Genomic DNA, 23366 nt, shown 5'->3' on the forward strand with positions numbered 1-23366 from the left:
GCCTTTTCCTGTTGAGGGGTGGCATGCATGTCTGATCTCATACCCCAGCTGGTACAACAGCTGTTCAATGGTCTTTCGCTGGGCGCCATCTACGCGCTGATCGCGATCGGCTACACGATGGTCTACGGCATCATCGGAATGATCAACTTCGCCCATGGCGACATCTACATGATCGGCGCCTACATCGGCCTGGTCACGCTGTCGGCCGTCGGCGTGCAGAGTGGTCTGCCGGTGTGGGCGATCATCGCCCTGATGCTGGTGGTAGCGGTGGCCATCACGGGCGTCTACGGCTTCGTGGTGGAGCAGGTGGCCTATAAGCCGCTGCGCAGCAGCCCGCGCCTGGTGGCGCTGATCTCGGCCATCGGCATGTCCATCTTCCTGCAGAACTGGGTGGCGCTGGGCCAGGGCGCGCGCGACATGGCCGTGCCCTCGCTGATCCCCGGCGCGCTGCGCTTTGGCAGTGAAGGCGGCTTCGAGGTCTACGTGCCCTACTCGCGCATCCTCATCATCGCCGTGGCGGTGGTGCTGATGATTGCGCTCACGCTGTACATCCAGCACTCGCGCATGGGCCGCGCCTCGCGCGCCTGCTCGCAGGACATGCACATGGCCAACCTGCTGGGCATCGACACCAACCGCGTGATCTCGTTCACCTTCATCCTGGGCGCCATGCTGGCGGCCGTGGGCGGCGTGCTGATCGCACTCGCCGTGGGCAAGCTCAACCCCTTCATCGGGTTCATCGCAGGCATCAAGGCGTTCACGGCGGCCGTCCTCGGGGGCATCGGCTCCATTCCCGGCGCCATGCTGGGCGGGGTGATCCTGGGCGTGGCCGAGACCTTCGCCGCCGCCTACATCTCGTCGGAGTACAAGGACATCGTGGCCTTCGGCCTGCTGGTGCTCATCCTGCTGGTGCGCCCCACGGGCCTGCTGGGCAAGCCTGAAGTGGAGAAAGTCTGATGCACGCCACCGGTTTTTCTTCCCATCTCAAGAACGCACTGATCGCCACCTTTCTGGCGGCCATCGTGGTACTGCCCATCTTCACGCTGCACCTGGAGCGCGCGGGCACGCGCACCATCATCGTGCCCGAATGGCGCACGCTGCTGTGGGGGTGCCTCGCCGTGTTCGTGGTGCAACTGCTGCGCCCGCTGCTGGGCGCGCGGCTGCCCAAGCTGTCGCTGCCCAGCCTGCCTCAGGCGGCGCCGGGCCAGCGCAAGGTGCTGATCTTCGTGGCGCTGATGATCGCGGCATCGTGGCCGTTCTTCGCCGGCCGCAACGCCGTGGACATCGCCACGCTGGCCATGATCTACGTGATGCTGGGCCTCGGCCTGAACATCGTGGTGGGCTTCGCCGGCCTGTTGGACCTGGGCTTCGTGGGCTTCTATGCCGTGGGTGCCTACACCTATGCGCTGCTGTTCCACTGGGCCGGCTGGAGCTTCTGGGAAGCCCTTCCCCTGGCCGGCGCGGCGGCGGCGCTGTTCGGCTTCGTGCTGGGCTTTCCAGTGCTGCGCCTGCGGGGTGACTATCTGGCCATCGTGACGCTGGGCTTTGGCGAAATCATCCGGCTGCTGCTGGTCAACCTGACCGACTGGACGGGCGGACCGGACGGCATCTCCAGCATTCCCAAGCCGTCCGTGCTGGGCCTGGAGATGACGCGCTCGCCCACCGTGGAGGGCGGCACCACCTTCCACCAGTTCTTCGGGATGGAGTTCAACTCCCTGCACATGGTGATCGCCCTGTACCTGATGGCGCTGCTGCTCGCGGTGGTCACGCTGTTCATCAGCAACCGCCTGATCCGCATGCCCATCGGCCGCGCCTGGGAGGCACTGCGCGAGGACGAGATCGCCTGCCGGTCGCTGGGCCTGAACCCCATGAAGATCAAGCTCTCGGCCTTCACGCTGGGCGCCATGTTCGCGGGCTTCGGCGGCGCGTTCTTCGCGGCGCGCCAGGGCATCGTGAACCCCGAGTCGTTCACCTTCATCGAGTCTGCGCTGATCCTGGCCATCGTGGTGCTGGGCGGCATGGGCTCGCAGCTGGGCGTGATCGTGGCGGCCATCATCCTCACCGTGCTGCCCGAACTGGCACGCGAATTCTCCGAGTACCGCATGCTGATCTTCGGCCTGGTCATGATCCTGATGATGGTGTGGCGCCCGCAGGGCCTGCTGCCCATGAAACGCCACCATGTGGAGGTGCCCGCATGAGCGCCCCCCTGCTTGAGGTCAAGGACCTGTGCATGCGCTTCGGCGGCCTGCTGGCGGTGGACCATGTGGCCTTCGACGTGAAACCGCAGGAGGTGTTTGCCATCATCGGCCCCAACGGTGCGGGCAAGACCACGGTGTTCAATTGCATCAGCGGCTTCTACCAGCCCAGCAGCGGCCAGATCGCGCTGCAGGGCCAGGCCATTGCGGGCTACACCAGCCACCAGGTCGCGCGTCAGGGCGTGGTGCGCACGTTCCAGAACGTGCGCCTGTTCAAGGGCATGACGGTGCTGGAGAACCTGCTGGTGGCCCAGCACCACCAGTCGCAGGCGCCGCTGCTGGCGGGTCTGTTCAATACCGCACGCTACCGCCGGAGCGAGGCCGAGAAGATCGATCAAGCCATGCACTGGCTGGACGTCATGGGCCTGCGCGAGTTCGTGAACCGCGAGGCCGGCAACCTGGCCTACGGGCACCAGCGCCGCCTGGAGATCGCGCGCTGCATGATCACCAAGCCACGCCTGCTCATGCTGGACGAGCCCGCCGCGGGCCTGAACCCGCAGGAGAAGAAGGACCTGCAGGCGCTGATCGATCAGCTGCGCCGCCAGTACGGCGTGACGGTGCTGCTCATCGAGCACGACATGGGGCTGGTGATGGGCGTTTCCGAGCGCATCCTGGTCATGGAATACGGCAAGCCCATCGCCATGGGCACGCCCGACGCCATCCGCAACGACGAACGGGTCATCAAGGCCTATCTGGGGGAAGCGTGATGGCCCAGCCCATGCTGCAAGTAGAAAACCTGTCCACGCACTACGGCGCGATCTGCGCCGTGAATGGCGTGAGCCTGCACGTGAACCAGGGCGAAATCGTCTCGCTGATCGGCTCCAATGGCGCGGGCAAGACCTCGCTGCTCATGACCCTGTGCGGCACGCCGCGCGCCAGCGGCGGCACCGTGCGCTTCGAGGGCGAGGACATCACCCAGCAACCCACGCACCTCATCATGCGCAAGGGCATCGCCGTCTCGCCCGAGGGACGCCGCATCTTCTCGAACCTGACCGTGGTCGAGAACCTGAAGATGGGTGGCTTCTTCCAGGACGGCGCGGCCATTGAGGAGGGCATGGAACACGTGTTCAAGCTGTTTCCGCGCCTGAAGGACCGCGCAGCGCAGCGTGCCGGCACCATGTCGGGTGGCGAGCAGCAGATGCTGGCCATCGGCCGCGCGCTGATGAGCAAGCCCCGCCTGCTGCTGCTGGACGAGCCCACACTGGGCCTGGCGCCGCTGATCATTGCGCAGATCTTCGAGATCATCCAGGCCATCCGTGCCGAGGGCGTGACCGTGTTTCTGGTGGAGCAGAACGCCAACCGCGCCCTGCAGATCGCCGACCGCGGCTACGTGCTGGAAAACGGCCGCGTGGTGCTGGAGGACACCGGCGCCGCCCTGCTCACCAATGCGGACGTGCGCAAGGCCTATCTGGGCGCTTGACGCAACGCTGGTGCGACACGAAAGCGGCCTACAGGCCGCTTTTCTTTTGATAGCTGCTCGCGGTTACTCCATAAGGCTTGGAATCATATTTCCTTCAGATTCCACCTGAACGCCAAGCGCGCCCTGCTTTGCAACGCGTGCGGTGCTGAGGCCCCCGCGTTTCCCGTGGCAAGTGCCGGGACTGCCCCACGTCGCAGCCCAAAGAATGGCCGTCGCAGTAGCGTGCCTCCTACCACGCAGGTAGGAAACCGCTGACCTGTTTCCCTGTACGCGACCATTTCAATGGATCTGCAGGCAATCCCGCCTGTCCACCTCTTTGGAGAACGACCATGGCACAGCAAGGCAACCAAACCCAGAATCAGCAACAACAACAGCAGCAAAACCAGCAAAACCAGCAAAACCAGCAAAACCAGCAAAACCAGCAGAACCAGCAAAACCAGCAGAACCAGCAGAACCAGCAGAACCAGCAGAACCAGCAGAACCAACAGAACCAACAGCAGGGCCAACAAGGCCAGCAGGATCCGAGCCGGCAGCAGAACCTGAACCCGCAGGATCAGCGTGATCAGCAGAAATTGCAGAGCCAGCAGAGCCCCAACCAAATGGGCGGCAAGCAGAACCAGCAGGATCGCTGAACGTGGTAACCCCAACGGTGCCTGGGCGCGCAAGCGCTTTCGGCACCTGCGGGTAGGCACCGCCGCTGCCGCCGTCTACCAATCTCCCGAACGGGTTTCCCGGCCCCAACAGCGCGGCCGATTACCGCCCACCGCTGGCTTGGCACCCAGCGCACAGCTCCGCGGCACCCTCGTCATTCGCACCAAAGGCGCGGTGAGTGCGTTCAGGCACAACTGATGCGTGTGAACACCCTTCCCCATACAGCCATGCCGGCGCCCGCAGGGCGTGTCGTCCGCACGCGCGCTTGTCCAGGGCCCGCACCGTGCGGCGGACTTCACGTAAGGGCATGGGCCGCTGCGGGTGCCCGCGCCGTCAGGCCCTGACGGGGTAGCGGCTGGAGATGGCGATCCGGTTCCAGGCGTTGATGACCACCGCCAGCCATTCAACGGCGGCTATCTCCTCCTTGGACAAGACGCCAGCTGCCTGCGCGTAAACGGCATCGGGCACCTGCCCATCCGCGACCAAGGTGACGGCCTCCACCAGTTCCAGAGCGGCGCGCTCCTTCGGGCTGAAATAATCGGTTTCACGCCACGCGGGCAGCACCGCAATGCGGTCGCCGCTCTCCTGGCTGGCCAGCGCGTCCCGTGCGTGCAGCCTGACGCAGAAGGCGCACTGGTTGAGCTGGGATGCCCGCAGGCGCAGGAGGTGCGCGAACCCCGTCGCGATGCCGGCCTGTGCCGCAGCCTCGGACGCCAACCGGTCCAACTCCACCACCGCCTGATACAGCGCGGGGGCGCTCTTTCCAAGATTCACCCGTTCACACATACGGCTCCCGATGCCAGTCCGGCAGAAAAACCCGGCGCCAGCGATGGGCTACCGCTGGCTGGCCCGGCGTTCCGGCCAGCCCTGATTGTCGCAGATGCGCGGCAGAACACCCGGCCGGCACGGTCATAAGACCGCGTTGGCATGCAGGACAAAATGCGAATCGATTTTGTCTCTAAGCCTTGCTTATCAAGCGCGAGCAGCTCCTAAACATGAAGCACAACCGGCCTATCTACTCCCCCAGGCACACGTCGATCGCCCGCGCGATGGCGATCAGTTCATGGTCCAGCGGCACCTTGCGCTGGGTGTTGGCCACCTGGGCGATGGGGACACTGGCGATGTGCCCGCCCTGTAGCGTGACCATGTGGCCGAACTGGCCATCGATCACCAGTTGCGCCGCCCGGTGACCGAAGCGCGTGGCCAGCACACGATCGAACGCGGTCGGGTCGCCCCCGCGCTGCACATGGCCCAGCACGGTGGTGCGCACCTCGCTTTGCAGGTGCGGCTGCAGCCGCTGCCGCAGCACATGGCCCACGCCACCCAGGCGCACGGGGTCGGGGCTGTGGGCCACCTGCTCGCGCACCGTGAGGCCGGCGCCGCGCTCCTTGGCGCCTTCGCCGATGCAGATGACGGTGTAACGCTGGCGCTGCTCGCGCCGACGGCAGCGCTCGATGATGGGCTGCAGGTCGTAGTCGATCTCGGGCAGCAGGATCACGTCGGCTGCGGCGGCAATGCCGCTTTCCAGGGCCAGCCAGCCCGCATGGCGGCCCATGGTCTCGACGATCATGACGCGGTGGTGGCTGTAAGCCGTGCTCTCGATGCGGCGCATCGCGTCGGTGGCCGTGGCCACGGCGGTGTCAAAGCCGAAGCTGCGCTCGCACAGCGCGATGTCGTTGTCGATGGTCTTGGGCACGCCCACGCATTGCAGCCCGATCCGCGCCAGGCCATGGGCCAGGCTCATGGTGCCGTCGCCGCCAATGGCCACCACCACGTCCAGGCCCAGCGCGCGCACGTTGCGCTCCACCTGGGCCAGCGTCGCTTCGTCCTTCAGCGGGTTGGCGCTGTTGCTCGTGCCCAGGATGGTGCCGCCCATGTGCACGATGCCCGAGACCTGGTCCCAGGTGAGCAGCCGCGCGCGCGACGCTTCACCCATCAGGCCCTCGAAGCCGTCTTCGATGCCCAGTACCTCGCAGTGTCCGTGGTGGATCAGCGACTTGGTGACCGCGCGGATCACCGCGTTCAGCCCCGGGCAGTCGCCCCCGCCGGTGAGTACGCCGACACGCATCGCCGCCACCCGTTTCAAGGCAGCAGGTCCAGCGCGTGCATGTACGCTGGCTGCACCATGAGGTCGTCCCACGGCTGGGGCAGTGTCTCGGGCAGCAGGGCCAGGCGGCGCGCCTCGCTCGCACCGCTGGCCTGCCAGCGGCCCGCGGCCTGCGCGGCGGCCAGGCCATCGATGAGTTCGTCCACCGCCGCGCCGCCGCCCAGGCTCTGGTTGCACAGCAGCACCAGGTCGCAGCCCGCATTGAGCGCGGCCACGCCGGCGTCGGTGTAGCTGACCACCTCGCCGTCCAGGCCGTTCAAACGACGGGCGCCCTCCATGCTCAGGTCGTCGCTGAAAACGGCGCCGTCAAAGCGCAGCCGTCCGCGCAGGATGTCCTGCAGCCACTTGGTGGAGAAGCCCGCCGGGCGGTTGTCCACCTTGGGGTAGATCACATGCGCGGGCATCACGCTGGTGAGCACCGTGGACAGCCACGGGTACGGGGCCGCGTCATCGGCCAGGATCGCCGTGAGACTGCGGCGGTCCACCGGAATCTCGGTGTGCGAGTCGGCCGCTACGAAGCCGTGGCCCGGGAAGTGCTTGCCGCAATTGGCCATGCCGGCCTGCAGCAGGCCCTGCATGAGCGCGCGCGCCAGCATGGCGACCACGCGCGGGTCGCGGGCAAAGGCCCGGTCGCCGATCACGCCGCTGGCGCCGTAGTCCAGGTCGAGCACCGGCGTGAAGGAGAAGTCCACACCGCAGGCGCGCAGCTCGCTGCCCAGCACGTAGCCCGCCGCCGTGGCGGCGTCCATGGCGCGCAGGGCGCCGCTGCCTTCGCGGTGCTTGCTGCCCTTGCCGTCGTCCATCCACAGCTCGCCGAAGGCACGCATGGGCGGGATGTGCGTGAAGCCATCGGTCTTGAAGCGCTGCACGCGACCGCCCTCGTGGTCCACGCAGATCAGCAGGTCGCCCCGCACGGCCTTGATGGCGGCGGTGAGTTCCAGCAACTGCGCGCGGTGCTGCCAGTTGCGCGCGAACAGGATCACGCCGCCCACGAGCGGGTGGGCCAAGCGCTGGCGATCGGTGGCGGTGAGCTGCGTGCCGGCCACGTCGATGATGAGGGGTGCGTGTTCTGTCATGGGTTGCATGCTTTCATTTTGATAGCTACCAGCGCTTGCCACACAAGCGCTTCGGGCTGATTTGGCTTCAATCTTTCTCGACCACGCAGAAGCTGGCGGCGTAGTCGCTCTCGTCGGTCACGCTCAGGTGGCAGCGCAGGCCGCGCGCGTCAAACCAGTCCTGCAGCGCGCCGTGCAGCACGATTGTGGGCTGGCCGCTGGGCAGGTTGGCCACCTCGCAGTGCCGCCAGGTCATGGGCATGTGCAGCCCCAAGCCGATGGCCTTGCTGAACGCCTCCTTGGCAGAAAAGCGCGTGGCCAGGTAGCGCACGCCGCGCTCGGGCCAGCGTGCCGAGCGCGCGCGCCAGGTGGCCAGCTCGCCATCGGCCAGCACCTTTTCGGCGAAGCGATCGCCATGGCGCGCCAGGCTGGCGCGGATGCGGCGCACGTCGCAGATGTCGGTACCGATGCCGTAGATCATGGGGTTATGAGTCAAATAGGTCTCTAGCGCTTATCCAACAAGCGCCAGCAGCTATGGTTTCAGGAGTCCCCGCTCCGTCATGCCCTGGGCGATGCAGCGCTGGTAGGCGCGCACCGTGTCGCCGTAGCCCAACTCCAGCGCATCGGCGATCAGCGCATGGCCGATGGACACCTCCAGCACGCCGGGCACGTGGGCCAGGAAGTCCGCCAGGTTGTCGCGGCTGAGGTCGTGGCCCGCGTTCACCCCCAGGCCGACATCCAGCGCAGCCTGGGCGGCAGCACGGTAGCGCTCCAGTTGCGCGGCCTGCTGCGGCGTGCCCCAGGCGGCGGCGTAAGGCTCGGTGTACAGCTCCACGCGGTCGGCCCCCACGGCGCGCGCGGCGGCCATCTGCTCGGGCACGGGGTCCATGAACAGGCTCACGCGCACGCCCAACTGCCGGCATTCGGCAATCAGGGGCGCCAGGCGCTCGGCATCTTGCGGAAAGCTCCAGCCGTGGTCGCTGGTGAACTGGTCCTGGCTGTCGGGCACGAAGGTGGCCTGGTGCGGGCGCACCTGGCGGATGAACTCCATCAGGTTGTGCGTGGGGTTGCCCTCGATGTTGTACTCGGCCTGCGGCCATTGCTTGAGCAGCTCGGCCAGTTGGTACACATCGTGCGCACGGATGTGCCGCTCGTCGGGGCGCGGATGGACGGTGATGCCCTGCGCCCCCGCCTCCAGGCACAGCTGCGCGGCGCGCAGCACGCTGGGGATGCCCAGATGGCGCGTGTTGCGCACCAGCGCCACTTTGTTGACGTTCACGGAGAGGGCGGTACGCGCGTGGGAGGTGGTCATGGGATGCGAAGCGGTGGCGTGAAGCTAGGCAATATAGCAATCTGCGACGGGGGCGGGGACGACGCTGCGCAAGGCCGCGGCGCGCGGCGGCGCGGGTTGCGGCCGCGCCGGGGCGCCTGCGCAACGCCGCCGGGCCACCTCAGTCCGTCTCGCGTACCGAGTAGCGCTCGCCGCCGATCACCAGGTCGTGCCAGCGGGGCGGCTGGGTCTGGACGCCCTGCTCCACCCACTGCTGGGCCCGCGCGCCCTGCACATGCCGGAGGTTGCCCTGCAGACGCCCCACCGTCCGCCACTGCGCACTGTCCCGCGCGAACACCTGGCTCGCATAGCCGCTGAGCAGTACCTGCTCCGCCTGCCCGTCACCGTCCAGGTCGATGCGCAGCACGGGACAGGGCGCGGCCTCGGTGCAGGTCAGCGACAGCTGGCTCCCCCGCAGCTGGGTGAGCAGGAATTCAAGCCATGCGGCATCGGGCGCCGCCTCGGCGGGAAACGGCTGCAACCGGGCGCGCAGGGTCTCGGCGGTCCAAACAGGCGTTCCACGGCCCCGCGCGTACCGGTGCGTGTCCTGCTGGGCCGCCTGGGCCTGTTCCCGGATCTGCGCGGCCTGGGGGTGGCTCTGCTCCTGCGCCAACTGCTCCAACGCCGCGCGACCGGCCCGGCCCGCGTCCCAGCGCAGGTAGCGGAAGTCGAAGGCCTGCACGTCCACGCGTTGCGCCTGCAGGCGCGCCAGCTGGCTGGCGACAGCGATGCGCGCCGGGTCCAGCACGGGCGTACAGGTCAACAAGGCCAGCGCAACGGCCAGCCAGGCCGCCGCCACGTTCACCCGCCGCGCCAGCGCCATCCACGGCGCACCGCGCCGCAGTGCGGCCACCGCATACCCGACGGCGTAGACCGCCATCAGGGCCACGGCCAGCGCGGCCCAGACGCGGTCCGCGCTCCAGCCGTACTGCGCCACCCGCAGTCCCAGCGCATAGGCGCACAGCGCGGCATACACGGGCATTGCCAGCAGGCCGGCCGCGCAAAAGCGCTGCAGCCCGGGGCCGAAGCGCTGGCTTTCCGCCCGGCCGTCGCTCCAGGCCACGTTGAACAGAAACACCAGCCACGCCATGAGCCCGAGCATGAGCGCCGTGGCGTGCCCGGTCTTCCACAGCGGTGCCAGGCCGCGCACCGGCAAAGCCACGAGGAACAGCACAGCGATCAGGCAGGCCAGCGGCAACAGCCAGCCCAGCACCTGGAGCATCGAACGCCAGAAACCCGCCAACGCTTCTTCCCGCGCCGCGTACAGCGACAACCCCATGCTGAACGCCATCGGGGTGGCCATGTAGACGAACGGGCGGCTGGTGAATGTGTCCATGAAGAGCGACACGCCCAGCACCTTGAACAGCCCGGCCAGCAGGAACAGCAGCGCCCAGAACAGCCCGGCGAACAGGCCCGCCAACAGCAACTGGAAGGCATGGCGCCAGGCCGTGGCGAAAAGCCTGGCGTAGTCGCGCGCCCAGGTGCCGCTGGCCAGGCGTTGCTCGGCAAAAGGCAGCAGCACGAACCAGCTGCAGGACAGCAGCACCCCCAGGGCCATGGCGGCGCGGCCGCGGTTCTCACCCAGCGAGGCATGGCCCGCATAAGCCGCGGCAGCGGCGAACACCATGGCCAGGGCCGCCGCGTGCACCCACAGCAGGCGGCGTGCACGGTGCGCGGCCAGCAGTTGCAGGGTCGGCGGCACCGCCAGCACCACGGCGTAGAGCGGCCAGAGCACAGCGGCGTCGCCCTTCGGCAGCAGCCCGTGCAACGCCCACAATGCGGCGCCCTGCGCGATCGCCCAGCCGATCATCCACCCTCTTGCCCTGCCATGCTCCATGCCCTGTTCCCTCCCGTCGTCTGTGTTTCAGAAGCTGCCCTCAAACCCATCGCGGAAGCGATTCTCGCGGACTGGCCCGTCTGCACGGCACATCGGGCGCCGACAGCGCGTGCCATTGGCAAGATATGTCACGGCGCCTGGGCACGGAGCTAAGACCACGCGCCGCGTGGAAAGCCTGAGGACAGCCTCTCAGAGTTTCTGCAGATCCATCATCAGCTGGCGCGTGCGCAGCAAGGGGCTGCCGCAGTGGTATTGCAGCAGCGCACGCAACTGCGTCTTGAGATCGGCCGCCACCGGCGCCTCGGCTGTCGCGATGGCCCGCAGCGTGGCGGTGTAGCGCGCGGGCTCGTCCAGCGCGCCCTGCAGGGCCAGCCACTGGCCTCCCGAAAGCGCCGCCCGGTCGGCCGGCACGGCCGGGCGCAGGCCGGCTTCCGGCACGAGCGCGTAGCGCGCCGCCGCGTGCAGCGGGGCAAGCGTGGAGGTCTCGGCATCCAGGCCCGGCAGCAGGCCGATCTCGCGCAGCAGCAGCAGCTCGAAGCTGCGCAGCACGGGCTCCAGCGCATCGCCATGTTCCCCCTCATGGTCCACGGTTGCCAGCACGCGCACCACGCCGGCATAGGTATCGAACAGCGGCGCGTGGGTGTCCTCACGCGCCAGCAGCCGCAGGAGCAGTTCGTTGAGGTACAGGCCCGACAGCAACGCATCGCCCGTCGGCATGACATGGCCACCCGCCCACTCCGCGCCCTTGAGCGCATGGATCTCGCCATGCCCCTCGCCGCCCAGCGTGTAGGTCACCCGCAGCGGCTGCAGCGGCAGCAGCACGGGCCGAAAGTTGGAGGTGGGCTTCTTCGCCCCTTTGGCGACCAGCGCCACGCGGCCGTAATGGCGCGTGAACGTCTCCAGGATCAGGCTGGATTCACTCCAGTCGTAGCTGTGGAGTACGTAGGCGGGCTCGTCGGCGATGCGGCGGGCGGCCATGAATTGCTATCTTTTTAATAGCTCCCAGCGCTTGACAGATGAGCGCTGGAGGCTGATTTGCTTGAAAATCCGTGTGCAAGCATCCCCCGCGCCGCGTGACGTCGCCACTGCACCACCCGTCAGAGAGCAGCGAAACGGGCCACGCCAGAAGCCTGCGCGGAGCGAGCCTTGCCCAGCCACCGCGTCACCCCTGTGCCCGCGAAACGCAGCGCTGCGCGCAGGGGAAGACGGCACAGCCGCTCACGGGACGGTCCTATTCATAACCGAAGGAGCGCACGCGCGCTTCATCATCGGCCCAGCCGGAACGCACCTTGACCCAGACCTCCAGAAACACCTTGGCATCCATGAGCTTTTCAAGCTCCTGCCGTGCCTCGGTGCTGATGCGCTTCAGGCGTTCGCCCTTTTCGCCGATCACCATGGCCTTGTGGCCGTCGCGCTCCACCACGATGGTGGCCGCGATGCGGATGAAGCGCTTGTGCTGCTTGCTCTTTTCCTCATCGAACTTGTCGATGACCACCGTGGAGGTGTAGGGCAATTCGTCGCCCGTGAAGCGGAACAGCTTCTCGCGCACGGTTTCAGAGGCAAGGAATTTCTCGCTGCGGTCAGTCAACTCGTCCTCGGCATACCACCAGGGCTGCTCGGGCAGGTACTTTTCGCAGATGCCGTACAGGCGCTCGATATCGCCCTTGTTCTTGGCCGACATGGGCACGAACTCCGCGAACGGGTGGCGGCCCTGCATGTCCCGCAGCCACGGTGCGATCTCGGCGCGGCGGTGCACGGTATCGAGCTTGTTGGCGATGAGCAGCGTGGGGATGCCCGGCTTGAACAGCGACAGCACCTTGGCGTCGGCCAGCGTGAAGCTGCCGGCCTCGACCACGAAGAGAATCAGGTCCACGTCGCCAATCGCGCCCATCACGGTCTTGTTGAGCGACTTGTTGAGCGCGGTGGAGTGCCGGGTCTGAAAGCCCGGCGTGTCCACGAACACGAACTGCGTGGCGCCGCGTGTGCGGATGCCCGTGATACGGTGGCGCGTGGTCTGCGCCTTGCGGCTGGTGATGGAAATCTTCTGCCCCACCAGCGCATTCATCAGCGTGGACTTGCCCACATTGGGTTTGCCCACGATGGCGATCAGCCCGCAGCGCTGGCCGCTGGCCTCGGCCGGGGCATCGCCGCCGGGGCGCGCGGCCGCCAGCATGGCTTCCAGGTCATTTTGGCCGCTAGCGCCCGAATCGTCTGCGCTACCAGCTACGGTTTCAGTAGCATTCATACGTTTTTCGCTTTCAACTGGGCCAGCATGGCACCGGCGGCGGCCTGCTCAGCGGCGCGGCGCGATGCGCCGCTGCCGCGCTCCACGCGCTGCAACTCGACCACCTCGCACTCCACATGGAACACCTGGTTGTGCGCGGCGCCCGTGGTGGAGACGACCCGGTACTGAGGCAGATTCATTTTGCGGCCCTGCAGCCACTCCTGCAACGCGGTCTTGGCATCCTTCGCCGCCTCCTGCAAGCGCGGACTCAACTCCACGCCCTCGAACAGGCGGTGCACCAGCTGCTCGGCGCACTCATAGCCCGCATCCAGGTACACCGCACCGATGATCGCTTCCAATGCATCGGCCAGGATGGACGGGCGCAGCTTGCCGCCGGACTTGGCCTCGCCCTCCCCCAGGCGCAGCACCGGCGGCAACTGCAGCCGCACGGCGATCTGGTGCAGCGAGTCCTGCTTGACGAGCAGTGCACGCACGCGCGACAACTCCCCTTCGGGCAGGTCGCGCATGCGGCGAAACAGCAGGCTGGAGACCGCGAGGCTCAGCACCGAGTCGCCCAGGAATTCCAGGCGTTCGTTGTGGTCCGCGCTGAAGCTGCGGTGGGTGAGCGCGCGCTGCAGCAGCGACGCATCGGAGAACTGATGCTGCAGGCGTTGCTGCAGCGTGGAGAGACTGACCGGTTGCACTAAGACTAGTAATTCGGGGGTTGGGTCGATTCCTGGAAGCGGTAGACCAGGAAGGCCGGTCCCGCCAGGGCAATTTCACGCGAATAGCTGAATGACACCACGATCTTGTCATTGCGCTTGGTGATTTCCAGGTCCTTGCCGGCAATGGAATGGATGTCGTCAATGGCTGCTGCCCGGTCGAACGCTGCGCGGATCTCGGGCACCGTCGAGCCGTCACGTGCCGCCTTCGCTGCGGCCTTCTTGATCGCGAAGTATTCCAGGAAGATGGGTACGGACTGCCCGCCGATCGCGAATGCGGCCACAGCGATCAGGCCCACGAAAATCACGCCGATGAACGACAGCCCCCGCTGACGCGAACGAGTGGTGGTGCGTTGTGCTCCCATGTCTGCTTCCCTCTCTGCCAATACTGGTTAGTTGAATGGTCCGATGCGCTTGAGATTACCGAAGTTCATCCACACGAAGAAGGCCTTGCCCACGATGTTCCCGTCCGGCACGAAACCCCAGTAGCGCGAATCGAGCGAATTATCGCGGTTGTCACCCATCATGAAGTAGTGCCCTTCAGGCACCTTGCAGGTCACGCCCTCGACGCTGTAGCGGCACTGATCGCGGAATTGGTAATTGCTCGCACCCTGCACGAACGCCGGAACTTCGGGGTTGTTGAGAAGACGGTGCGGGTGTGCCCCCAGGTGCTCCTCGAACTGCTTGAAATAGCGCATCGCATCCGGGTCGAAGAAGTCCGGTAGTGCCGTGGTGGGCACCGGCGTGCCATTCACCGTCAGGCGCTTGTTCAGGTAGGCCACCTCATCCCCTGGGATACCCACCACGCGCTTGATGTAGTCCATGTTGGGTTGCGGCGGGTAGCGGAACACCACCACGTCACCACGCTGCAGCGGATTGCCTTCAGTGATCTTGGTGTTGATCACGGGCAGGCGCAGGCCATAGGTGAACTTGTTCACCAGGATCAGGTCGCCCACGAGCAGCGTCGGGATCATCGAACCCGAGGGAATCTTGAAGGGCTCGAACAGGAACGAGCGCAGCAGAAAGACGATGGCGATCACGGGGAAGAGCCCCGCTGTCCAGTCCAGCCACCAGGGTTGCATGAGGATGCGCCCCTTGGCTTCCTGGAGGTCGTCCTGGTCCACCTTCTGGATGCCCATGCGATCCAACTCGGCGCGGCGCTGGGCCGCTGCAGCCTCCAGTGCCTGCGCGGCCTGGCGGCGCCGGGGCAGGAAGATGAAGCGCTCGGCCAGCCAGTACGCCCCAGTCACCACCGTGGCCAGGAACAGCAGCAGCGCGAAGTTGCCCTCAAGCGCGCCGAAATACCACGCGCCCACATAGCCCACGAATGCCGCGAGCACCGCGGCCGTGATGTATTGCATGACTTGCACAGCGATCAATCCTCAACCTGCAGGATCGCCAGGAAGGCCTCTTGCGGCACCTCCACCGACCCAATCTGCTTCATGCGTTTCTTGCCTGCCTTCTGCTTTTCCAGCAGCTTGCGCTTGCGGGTGATGTCGCCGCCGTAGCACTTGGCCAGCACGTTCTTGCGCAATGCCTTGATGGTCTCGCGCGCGATGATGTTGGCGCCGATGGCCGCCTGGATGGCCACGTCGAACATCTGGCGCGAGATGATCTCGCGCATCTTCGCCGCCACCGCGCGGCCGCGGTATTGCGACTGGCTGCGGTGGACGATGATGGACAGCGCGTCCACCTTTTCGCCGTTGAGCAGGATGTCCACCTTGACCACGTCGGAAGGGCGGTACTCCTTGAACTCATAGTCCATCGAGGCATAGCCGCGCGAGACGCTCTTGAGCTTGTCGAAGAAGTCCAGCACGATCTCGCCCAGCGGCAGTTCGTAGGTCAGCATGACCTGGCGGCCGTGGTACTGCATGTTCATCTGCACGCCGCGCTTCTGGTTGGCCAGCGTCATGACCGGGCCCACGTAGTCCTGCGGCATATACAGGTGCACGGTCACGATGGGCTCGCGGATCTCCTGAATCTTGCCCTGGTCGGGCATCTTGGACGGGTTCTCGACCATGATGACCTCGCCGTCGCCCTTGACCACCTCGTACACCACGCTGGGCGCGGTGGTGATCAGGTCCTGGTCGAATTCGCGCTCCAGGCGCTCCTGCACGATCTCCATGTGCAGCAGCCCCAGGAAGCCGCACCGGAAGCCGAAGCCCAGCGCCTGCGACACCTCGGGCTCGAAGTGCAGCGACGCATCGTTGAGCTGCAGCTTTTCCAGGGCGTCGCGCAGCGCGTCGTATTGGTTGGCTTCCGTCGGGTACAGGCCGGCAAACACCTGGGGCTGGATTTCCTTGAAGCCCGGCAGCGCCTCCGTGGCGGGGCCCAGGTTGTTGGGCAGCTTCTTTTCCAGCGTGATGGTGTCGCCCACCTTCGCTGCCTTCAGTTCCTTGATGCCGGCGATGATGTAGCCCACCTCGCCCGCCTCCAACGCATCGCGCGACTGCTGCGCGGGCGTGAACACACCGAGGTTGTTCGCCTCGTAGGCAGCGCCGCTGGCCATCATCTTGAAGCGTTCGCCCTTCTGCAGCCGGCCATCGACCACGCGCACCAGCATGACGACGCCCACGTAGGAGTCAAACCAACTGTCGATGATCATCGCGCGCAGCGGCGCGTCGGGCTTGCCGCGCGGTGCCGGCACCTTGGCGACGATCTGCTCGAGCACGTCGTCGATGCCCATGCCTGTCTTGGCCGAAATGGCAATGGCTTCGCTTGCGTCGATGCCAATCACATCCTCGATCTCGGCCTTGGCGGTGTCTGGATCGGCCTGGGGCAGATCCATCTTGTTGAGCACAGGCAGCACTTCCACACCCAGATCCAGCGCGGTGTAGCAGTTGGCCACGGTCTGCGCCTCGACGCCCTGCGATGCATCGACCACCAGCAATGCACCCTCACACGCCGAAAGCGAGCGCGACACCTCATATGAGAAGTCCACGTGGCCCGGCGTATCGATCAGGTTCAGGTTGTAGACCTTGCCATCACGCGCCTTGTATTGCAGTGCCGCGGTCTGCGCCTTGATGGTGATCCCGCGCTCCTTCTCGATGTCCATCGAGTCGAGCACCTGTGCTTCCATCTCCCGGTCGGCCAGTCCCCCGCAGCGTTGGATGATGCGGTCAGCAAGCGTGGACTTGCCGTGGTCAATGTGCGCAATGATCGAAAAATTTCTGATGTGGTTCATCAACGGGATACGACAAGTATTTGAACCGCAAGGCTCATGACAAGAAAAAAGGGCGCGTCAAACAAGCGACGCGCCCTGAACCAACAATCTTTGGCAACTGCGATAGTTGGAGCTTCATTGTAGGCAAAAAGGCCCCGACAAGGGGTGCGTCCTACAAGCGCCCGGGGTCGTTGCCGGGCTGCAACGAGGCACTTATCCACATCTTATTCAACCAACACATCTCAAATTGCTGAATAACAAGTGAACAAGCCATGGAAAACCTGTGCATGACTTAGCGCGTTTTCCGCATGGCGACGTTCAAGGTGGAGTTATATTGATTGGCGCCTTTGAAACACACTTATTCTATCAATAAGTACATAGCGCCCCGTTGATACCAACCCTGCGAAAGAGCGTTCCCCGCTACGGAATCGCAGGGCTCCAGCGAGCCCTGGCGACGCTGCCTAACGGCTGGGGCGGATCAGTGCATATTGCGCCCATTCGCCGCGACGGAAAAGCACGTTGATGGGTTTCCCCATGTCAGCCTTCGCTAGTACCGCTTCGAAATCCTTGAGGTTACGGACTTCGGTGTTAGCCAGCGCGATGATCACATCGTCTGCCCGCAGACCGGCACGCGCCGCCGCGTCGTTGGCAGAGACCACGCGCACCCCCCCCTTCACCTTCAGCTCTTTCGCCTGCGCAGCGGTCAGGTCGGCAACGACCAAGCCGATCTGCTGAGCCGCTGTCGAGGACTTGCCCTTGCCTTCTGCTTCGGCTGCCTTGGCTGCCACCTTTTCATCGGGCTCCACCTCGGCAATGGTGATCGACAGGTCGCGCAATGCGCCACGGCGGAACACCGTGATATGGGTCTTGGTTCCTGGCTTGGTGTTGCCCACCAGGCGGGGAAGGTCAGACACCTTCTCGACGGCCTTGCCGTCATAGCGCGTGATCACGTCGCCCGCCTCGATGCCAGCCTTCTCCGCGGGGGATCCAGTCTCCACGCCGCGCACCAGCGCGCCGTCGGTTTTGCCAAGCCCGATGGACTCCGCCACATCCTTGGGAACCGAGCCAATCTGAACACCAATGCGGCCACGGCTCACGCGACCGCTCACGCGCAGTTGCTCGCTCACGCGCATGGCCTCGTCAATGGGAATGGCGAACGAGATACCCATGAATCCGCCGGAGCGGGAGTAGATCTGGCTGTTGATGCCCACCACCTCGCCCCGCATGTTGATCAGAGGGCCGCCGGAGTTACCGGGGTTGATGGCCACGTCCGTCTGGATAAAGGGCAGATAGTCGCCCGTATCGCGCTGCTTGGCACTCACGATGCCGGCGGTCACGGTGTTTTCCAGGCCAAAGGGAGAGCCGATTGCCATGACCCATTCACCCGCCTTAAGACGGCCCACGTCACCCACCTTTACCGCGGGCAGTCCCGTGGCGTCGATCTTGACGACGGCAACGTCGGTGCGCTTGTCCGAGCCAATGATCTTGGCCTTGAACTCCCGCTTGTCCGTCAGCGTCACAATCACTTCGTCCGCCCCCTCCACCACGTGGGCGTTGGTCATGACATAGCCGTCAGGACTCAGAATGAACCCCGATCCCACGCCACGCGGCTGCTCTTCGGGCTGCGGACGCTGCGGCCCCTGCTGGCGTGGAATGTTGGGCACCGGGACACCAAAACGCCGGAAGAACTCCAGCATGTCTTCATCCATGCCCCCGATGGAGGGCCTCGCCGTCACCTTCTCGGTTGTGCGAATGTTCACCACGGACGGTCCCACCTGCTCGACCAGTTCGGTGAAGTCAGGCAGGCCACGCACCACGGCAGCAGGCTGGGCCTGCACCGAAGCGGGCGCCGCCACCAAGCCTGCGCCGCCCATTGCCAAGGCGATGGCCATAGCGCAGGGCCACCATGCGCGCTTTGCACGGAGTTTCGTCATCATCAGCCTTTCTTTTCCAGACAACCCGCAACAGCGGGAATAGCGGTTTGTGAGAAAGCCGCGCGCATTGGTTCCCGTACACCGGGAACGGCACGCATCACTCGTCCTTGCGTTGGACGGACTCGATGAACCGCTGGAGCGTGCGGGCAGGAACTTCCCCCACAGCGGTCACCCAGGCAGTTTTGTGCACCTGCCGGCCCACCACTTGTGTGGCGCCCATACTGGCACTGCGCACAGATGCAGCATGGCGTGCGGCATCGAACGGCTCCACGAAGACGGAAAGCGTGGCCAAGCCGTCTGAGTAAATGCACTGCAATAGCGGGCCGGACGCCATGGCCATCACGTCTTTGCGATAGCAGCCCTGGGAGACGAATCCGGCCACAGCCTTGCCCATGGTCCAGCCTTGCGCTTCGGCCGTCGTCCGCTGAAGAGGGACCTTCACGAGACGATACCCCTGCAAGTCCTCCATCATCTGTTCGATGCGCGACAGATCCGCCGGGACATCCAGATTCAGTTCCGAAAATGCCGCCTGCTCCAGGAGCCGACCTTCGCCGTCCAAGGTCTGCATCTTGACAACCAGTCCAGACACACGATCCACCCAGATCTGGTAGCCGAATCGCCAGGCATCACGGGGCTGGAATAAAAGCCGATCGGCATCCCTCCCGGCCACGCGCTCCTGCCCGAGGGCTCGCAGTGCGTAATGCTGCGAAGGATGGACACCCTTGGCATCGGCAACACGCGGAAAAGCACCGGGCACGTCGCGCAATTCGCTGCGTACCACACGGGCATGCGGAAGGAAGGTGCGGACCTCCTCTTCGCGCCGGAAGACCACCCGTGGTGTTCCGCTCAGCGCCTCGACCCGCTCAATTTGCCGCGCACCCTCGCAGGCATGCCAGATCCGGGAACTGACCATGGCCCCATTGGAAGAAAGAACCACGAACGTGCCACGGTAGCTGCGAAACAGCGAAGCATGGTGCATGCGCGCAACCCACTCCGCCACGTCGCGTGGTTCGCCAGGGGTCGTTGGTGCGGGGCCTGACATGCAGTTCGCCGCAGCCACGCCACAGAGCATCAAACCGCCACACACCAACCACCATGACCGCAACCTGCGGCAGCACTGCATTACTCGCCACCGAATCACGCGCCTGGACTCCCTAGCCTAGACATTCCAACGATGAGCCCGACCCTTTAGCGCGCAGGCGCTTCAAACGTGGCGTTCCGCAGGAAGCCTGCCGGCATCTGCAGTGCAGTCGTGCTGCCAAACTGCTTGTGCGCCGCGAGCAACTCATCCAGACGCGGATCACGCAACATGACCTGTTGCCCATCAGGGCCGGCGGCTGTGGCCAGCAGAGCGGGCGCCGGGGCCGTCATGGCTGGCTGGACCGCCGCCAACTGCGCGCCTGCCGCGCGGCCGTCACCTTCGGCGCCCAGATAAACACTCCATCCAACAGCCGCGACTGCGGCAAACGACGCGACCCCTGCCGCCACCTTCCAGCGGAACACTGCGGCGTTGGCTGCGTTGTCTTTCGTCCGCCCCGCCTTCATAGAGGCCACGTGACCTACTTCCACGGCCGCCAAGCGAGGCGCCGGTTCGCGCGCCAGTTGCGTGCGCAGGCGGTCTACGAGTTCAAGGTCTCCCATACCCGCTGCTTCAGAACTGCGCAGGGTGTCACCTATCAAATGGTAGAGCTGCCACGTCGCCCGCCCCTCGGCGTTCGCGGCATAGGTGAGCGCGTGCGCAAATTCTTCGCCCTGCAACTCCCCATCGGCCAAAGCCGACAGCTGTTCTCGCATCATCATGTCGTCGTTCATGGTGTTTACTCGCCAAACCGCGCCATTGCCATTCACACGCCTACCACCGCTTGCCGGAGCGCTTCTCCAGCAAAGGCTTGACCCGCGCGGAAATTGCCTCGCGCGCACGGAAGATCCGCGAGCGCACCGTACCGATGGGGCATTCCATGGCTACGGCAATTTCCTCGTAACTCAACCCCTCGATCTCCCGCAGAGTCACGGCCTGCCGCAAATCCTCGGGCAGTGCCTCCATGGCCGCATTGACAGCGGCAGCGATTTCCTGGGCCGCCAACACGGTTTCGGGGGTTTCGTCGCTGATTAGTTCACGATCCAGGAAGGAAGTTTCATCTTCGGAGTCGTTGCTGCCGCGAAGAGCGCTCTCCGTGACAACCGGATTGCGTTTCATGTCTACCAGCGCCTTCTTGGCGGTGTTCACGGCGATGCGGTAGAGCCAGGTATAGAACTGTGCCTCTCCACGGAACTGGTGCAAGGCTCGGTAGGCACGCAGAAAGGTTTCCTGCGTGATGTCGGCCACCAGATCGGTATCGCGCACCATACGCCCCACCAGGCGCTCAATGCGCCGCTGGTATTTGATGACCAGAAGTTCATAAGCGCGCTGGTCCCCCGCGACGGTGCGCTCGACCAATCGCAGATCACTGTCGGCGGGCTCTTGGGGCGCGGGCGGTGGGGTCGTCATGTCTTGTGGGATGCTCCGCCACCCTGCGGGGGTGGCATTCCGTCGGTTGTCTGCTTCGCGGGCGCGCCAGCGAGGGGGCCGCCACGGGCGCGCGAATATACCGCACGCCGCAGAGCCGGCCATTGGAGAGGGTCGCTCCTGCATTCCATCCACAGCCATTGCCGTGTGTGGGATGCCCCTTGCACGGAAAGCATCAGGATGGTCTGAAAGTCAAGATGCACCCTGAGAGACGGATCCACGGGCATACGCATGCCCGTTCGCCCAGTCTCCAACCACCACAGGCTGCCATCCCACACCAAAAAGCCTTCCGGCAGGCGGTGCCAGAAGCGCCAGGCCGCCGCCGCACCCAACACCCAGGCCACAGCACCAACCCAGGCGCGCATGGCCAGGTCGGGCTGACGTCCATGGGATAGCAACCAGACCGACAGACAGGCCATGCCGGCCAGCGCCAACACGACAAGGGTGCGGGCCACCACGAGCGAGCGGCCATAGGGGTAGCGAACGGCGGGAGCGTGCAAGGACTCACGCATGGTGGACGTTAGCCAAACACTGGGGAGGACGAGCCCGCCCGATGATCCAGAGACTCGCGGACGCGCCGACCGCCGCGCCAGGCCCGATCAATCAGACGCGCCGAAACACCAGCGTTCCGTTGGTGCCACCAAAGCCAAAATTGTTCTTGACTGCGATGTCGATCTTCATGTCCCGCGCCGTGTTGGCACAGTAGTCCAGATCGCACTCCGGATCCTGCTCGAAGATATTCGTGGTAGGAGGCACCTTCTGCTGGTGCAAAGCGAGTGCGGTGAACACACTCTCAATGCCTCCCGCTCCACCAAGCAAATGCCCGGTCATCGATTTGGTCGAACTCACCACCATCTTCTTGGCATGGTCACCCAGTGCCGCCTTGATGGCATTGGTTTCGTTGAGATCCCCCAGCGGCGTGGACGTGCCGTGCGCATTGAGGTAATCCACCTCGTCGGCATTCACGCCGGCATTGCGCAGTGCGGCAACCATGGCACGCCGCGGGCCATCCATATTGGGTGCCGTCATGTGCCCGGCGTCGGCGCTCATGCCATAGCCCAACACCTCGGCGTAGATGCGCGCGCCACGCGCCTTGGCGTGTTCGTACTCTTCCAGCACCAGAACCCCCGCGCCCTCGCCGAGAACGAAGCCATCGCGGTCCTTATCCCAGGGGCGTGACGCCGTCTGCGGATCATCGTTGCGCGTGGACAGGGCACGCATGGCTGCGAAGCCGCCCACACCCAGGGGCGAGACGGTGGACTCCGTACCGCCAGCGACGATCACGTCGGCGTCCCCGTATTCGATCTTGCGGGCCGCTTCGCCGATGCAGTGCAGGCCCGTGGTGCAGGCTGTGACCACCGACAGGTTCGGTCCCTTGAAGCCAAAGCGCATCGACACCTGGCCAGCCACCATGTTGATGATGGATGCAGGGACGAAAAACGGCGTGATGCGGCGCGGCCCCCGGTTGGTCAACTCCGCATGCGTGTTCTCGATCAGCGGCAGTCCGCCGATGCCGGAACCAATGATGCAGCCGATGCGGGTGGCCAATTCATCGTCCAGCGCCTCGCCCGTGGGCAGACCAGCGTCGCGCACTGCCTCTTCGGCCGCCGCGATACCGTAATGGATGAACGTATCCATCGTGCGCGCATCTTTGGCACTGATGAAGGAGTCCAGGTCAAAACCCTTGACCTCGCCAGCTATCTTGCAGGCAAAGTTCGTCGTATCGAACTTGGTGATGAGGTCTATGCCGGATTTCCCGGCGAGGATGTTGGCCCAGGCATCGGCCACCGTATTGCCAACGGGGGTGATGCAACCCAGGCCGGTCACGACAACGCGACGACGGCTCATGCGCTAAACCTTTGCTGATGGGATGCCGCGCCCCAGGGAGTGCGGGGCGGCAGCGCCTTAGGCCTTCTGGTGGGTATTGGCGTAGTCGATGGCGTTTTGCACCGTCGTGATCTTCTCTGCGTCTTCGTCAGGGATCTCGATGCCGAACTCGTCTTCCAGCGCCATCACCAGTTCCACCGTGTCCAGCGAGTCGGCACCCAGATCTGCCACGAAGGCTTTTTCGTTGGTGACTTGGGATTCTTCCACGCCGAGTTGTTCGGCAATGATTTTTTTGACACGTGCTTCGATATCGCTCATGGTTTCCCTCAGGGGGTTGT

The 23366-nt window shown here is 65.2% G+C and carries 23 protein-coding genes; 5 read left to right on the top strand and 18 right to left on the bottom strand.

The window, feature by feature from the left end; genetic code table 11:
* Window positions 1-27 precede the first annotated feature (27 nt).
* The 5 genes from livH (at window position 28) to HND92_RS14340 (ending at window position 4304) form a co-directional block, all read left to right on the top strand.
* Window positions 28-954, top strand: coding sequence for a high-affinity branched-chain amino acid ABC transporter permease LivH (gene livH, locus HND92_RS14320; RefSeq protein WP_011806375.1), 927 nt, complete (start codon window positions 28-30; stop codon window positions 952-954).
* Complete coding sequence (locus tag HND92_RS14325) at window positions 954-2195, top strand: high-affinity branched-chain amino acid ABC transporter permease LivM (protein ID WP_011806376.1); 1242 nt, start codon at window positions 954-956, stop codon at window positions 2193-2195. The genes livH and HND92_RS14325 overlap by 1 nt, the downstream gene beginning before the upstream one ends.
* Window positions 2192-2959, top strand: a complete 768-nt coding sequence (gene livG, locus HND92_RS14330) for a high-affinity branched-chain amino acid ABC transporter ATP-binding protein LivG (RefSeq protein ID WP_015913961.1) — start codon at window positions 2192-2194, stop codon at window positions 2957-2959. Before HND92_RS14325 ends, livG begins: the two co-directional genes overlap by 4 nt.
* Window positions 2959-3672 (top strand): ABC transporter ATP-binding protein, encoded by a 714-nt coding sequence (locus tag HND92_RS14335; RefSeq protein ID WP_011806378.1) that lies wholly within the window; start codon window positions 2959-2961, stop codon window positions 3670-3672. The genes livG and HND92_RS14335 overlap by 1 nt, the downstream gene beginning before the upstream one ends.
* 329 nt (window positions 3673-4001) lie before the next feature.
* On the top strand, window positions 4002-4304 hold the full coding sequence (locus tag HND92_RS14340; RefSeq protein WP_172207973.1) for a hypothetical protein: 303 nt from the start codon (window positions 4002-4004) through the stop codon (window positions 4302-4304).
* A 352-nt stretch (window positions 4305-4656) separates the two neighbouring features.
* On the opposite strand, the gene HND92_RS14345 is transcribed toward HND92_RS14340, so the two are convergent.
* The 18 genes from HND92_RS14345 to acpP form a co-directional block, all read right to left on the bottom strand.
* Complete coding sequence (locus HND92_RS14345) at window positions 4657-5097, bottom strand: carboxymuconolactone decarboxylase family protein (protein ID WP_253940041.1); 441 nt, start codon at window positions 5095-5097, stop codon at window positions 4657-4659.
* Between the two features lie 241 nt (window positions 5098-5338).
* Entirely contained in the window at window positions 5339-6391 is a 1053-nt protein-coding gene (locus tag HND92_RS14350; RefSeq protein ID WP_047351555.1) for a 6-phosphofructokinase, read from the bottom strand.
* Between the two features lie 14 nt (window positions 6392-6405).
* Window positions 6406-7506, bottom strand: a complete 1101-nt coding sequence (nagZ, locus tag HND92_RS14355; RefSeq protein WP_172207987.1) for a beta-N-acetylhexosaminidase — start codon at window positions 7504-7506, stop codon at window positions 6406-6408.
* A gap of 67 nt (window positions 7507-7573) precedes the next feature.
* Window positions 7574-7966 carry a holo-ACP synthase gene (gene acpS / locus HND92_RS14360; RefSeq protein ID WP_172207989.1) on the bottom strand — a complete coding sequence of 131 codons (393 nt, stop codon included), beginning with the start codon at window positions 7964-7966 and terminating at the stop codon, window positions 7574-7576.
* A gap of 51 nt (window positions 7967-8017) precedes the next feature.
* Window positions 8018-8797, bottom strand: a complete 780-nt coding sequence (locus tag HND92_RS14365; protein ID WP_103737430.1) for a pyridoxine 5'-phosphate synthase — start codon at window positions 8795-8797, stop codon at window positions 8018-8020.
* A 139-nt stretch (window positions 8798-8936) separates the two neighbouring features.
* The gene (locus HND92_RS14370) at window positions 8937-10625 is read right to left on the bottom strand and encodes a DUF4153 domain-containing protein (RefSeq protein WP_253940042.1); all 1689 of its coding nucleotides are present in this window, start codon (window positions 10623-10625) and stop codon (window positions 8937-8939) included.
* Window positions 10626-10841: 216 nt separating this feature from the next.
* Window positions 10842-11630 carry a DNA repair protein RecO gene (gene recO / locus HND92_RS14375; protein ID WP_011806386.1) on the bottom strand — a complete coding sequence of 263 codons (789 nt, stop codon included), beginning with the start codon at window positions 11628-11630 and terminating at the stop codon, window positions 10842-10844.
* A gap of 253 nt (window positions 11631-11883) precedes the next feature.
* On the bottom strand, window positions 11884-12897 hold the full coding sequence (era, locus tag HND92_RS14380; protein WP_011806387.1) for a GTPase Era: 1014 nt from the start codon (window positions 12895-12897) through the stop codon (window positions 11884-11886).
* The gene (gene rnc, locus HND92_RS14385) at window positions 12894-13580 is read right to left on the bottom strand and encodes a ribonuclease III (protein WP_172207995.1); all 687 of its coding nucleotides are present in this window, start codon (window positions 13578-13580) and stop codon (window positions 12894-12896) included. The genes era and rnc overlap by 4 nt, the downstream gene beginning before the upstream one ends.
* A gap of 5 nt (window positions 13581-13585) precedes the next feature.
* Window positions 13586-13963: a DUF4845 domain-containing protein gene (locus tag HND92_RS14390; protein ID WP_172207998.1), complete on the bottom strand. Its 378-nt coding sequence runs from the start codon at window positions 13961-13963 to the stop codon at window positions 13586-13588.
* A 27-nt stretch (window positions 13964-13990) separates the two neighbouring features.
* Window positions 13991-14968: a signal peptidase I gene (gene lepB / locus HND92_RS14395; RefSeq protein ID WP_041836392.1), complete on the bottom strand. Its 978-nt coding sequence runs from the start codon at window positions 14966-14968 to the stop codon at window positions 13991-13993.
* A 5-nt stretch (window positions 14969-14973) separates the two neighbouring features.
* The gene (gene lepA / locus HND92_RS14400; RefSeq protein WP_015913971.1) at window positions 14974-16782 is read right to left on the bottom strand and encodes a translation elongation factor 4; all 1809 of its coding nucleotides are present in this window, start codon (window positions 16780-16782) and stop codon (window positions 14974-14976) included.
* Between the two features lie 440 nt (window positions 16783-17222).
* Window positions 17223-18653, bottom strand: coding sequence for a DegQ family serine endoprotease (locus HND92_RS14405; RefSeq protein WP_370567828.1), 1431 nt, complete (start codon window positions 18651-18653; stop codon window positions 17223-17225).
* A 139-nt stretch (window positions 18654-18792) separates the two neighbouring features.
* Window positions 18793-19818, bottom strand: coding sequence for a MucB/RseB C-terminal domain-containing protein (locus HND92_RS14410; RefSeq protein ID WP_172208002.1), 1026 nt, complete (start codon window positions 19816-19818; stop codon window positions 18793-18795).
* Between the two features lie 65 nt (window positions 19819-19883).
* Window positions 19884-20507, bottom strand: coding sequence for a sigma-E factor negative regulatory protein (locus HND92_RS14415; protein ID WP_172208004.1), 624 nt, complete (start codon window positions 20505-20507; stop codon window positions 19884-19886).
* 40 nt (window positions 20508-20547) lie between these two features.
* A complete protein-coding gene (gene rpoE / locus HND92_RS14420; RefSeq protein ID WP_172208006.1) occupies window positions 20548-21183 on the bottom strand; it encodes an RNA polymerase sigma factor RpoE in 636 nt (211 codons plus the stop codon).
* A 621-nt stretch (window positions 21184-21804) separates the two neighbouring features.
* Window positions 21805-23049, bottom strand: coding sequence for a beta-ketoacyl-ACP synthase II (gene fabF, locus HND92_RS14425; protein WP_172208008.1), 1245 nt, complete (start codon window positions 23047-23049; stop codon window positions 21805-21807).
* A 57-nt stretch (window positions 23050-23106) separates the two neighbouring features.
* On the bottom strand, window positions 23107-23346 hold the full coding sequence (gene acpP / locus HND92_RS14430) for an acyl carrier protein (protein WP_003058049.1): 240 nt from the start codon (window positions 23344-23346) through the stop codon (window positions 23107-23109).
* Window positions 23347-23366 lie beyond the last annotated feature (20 nt).

This window comes from Diaphorobacter sp. JS3050 (assembly GCF_013154915.1).
GTDB lineage: Bacteria > Pseudomonadota > Gammaproteobacteria > Burkholderiales > Burkholderiaceae_C > Diaphorobacter > Diaphorobacter nitroreducens.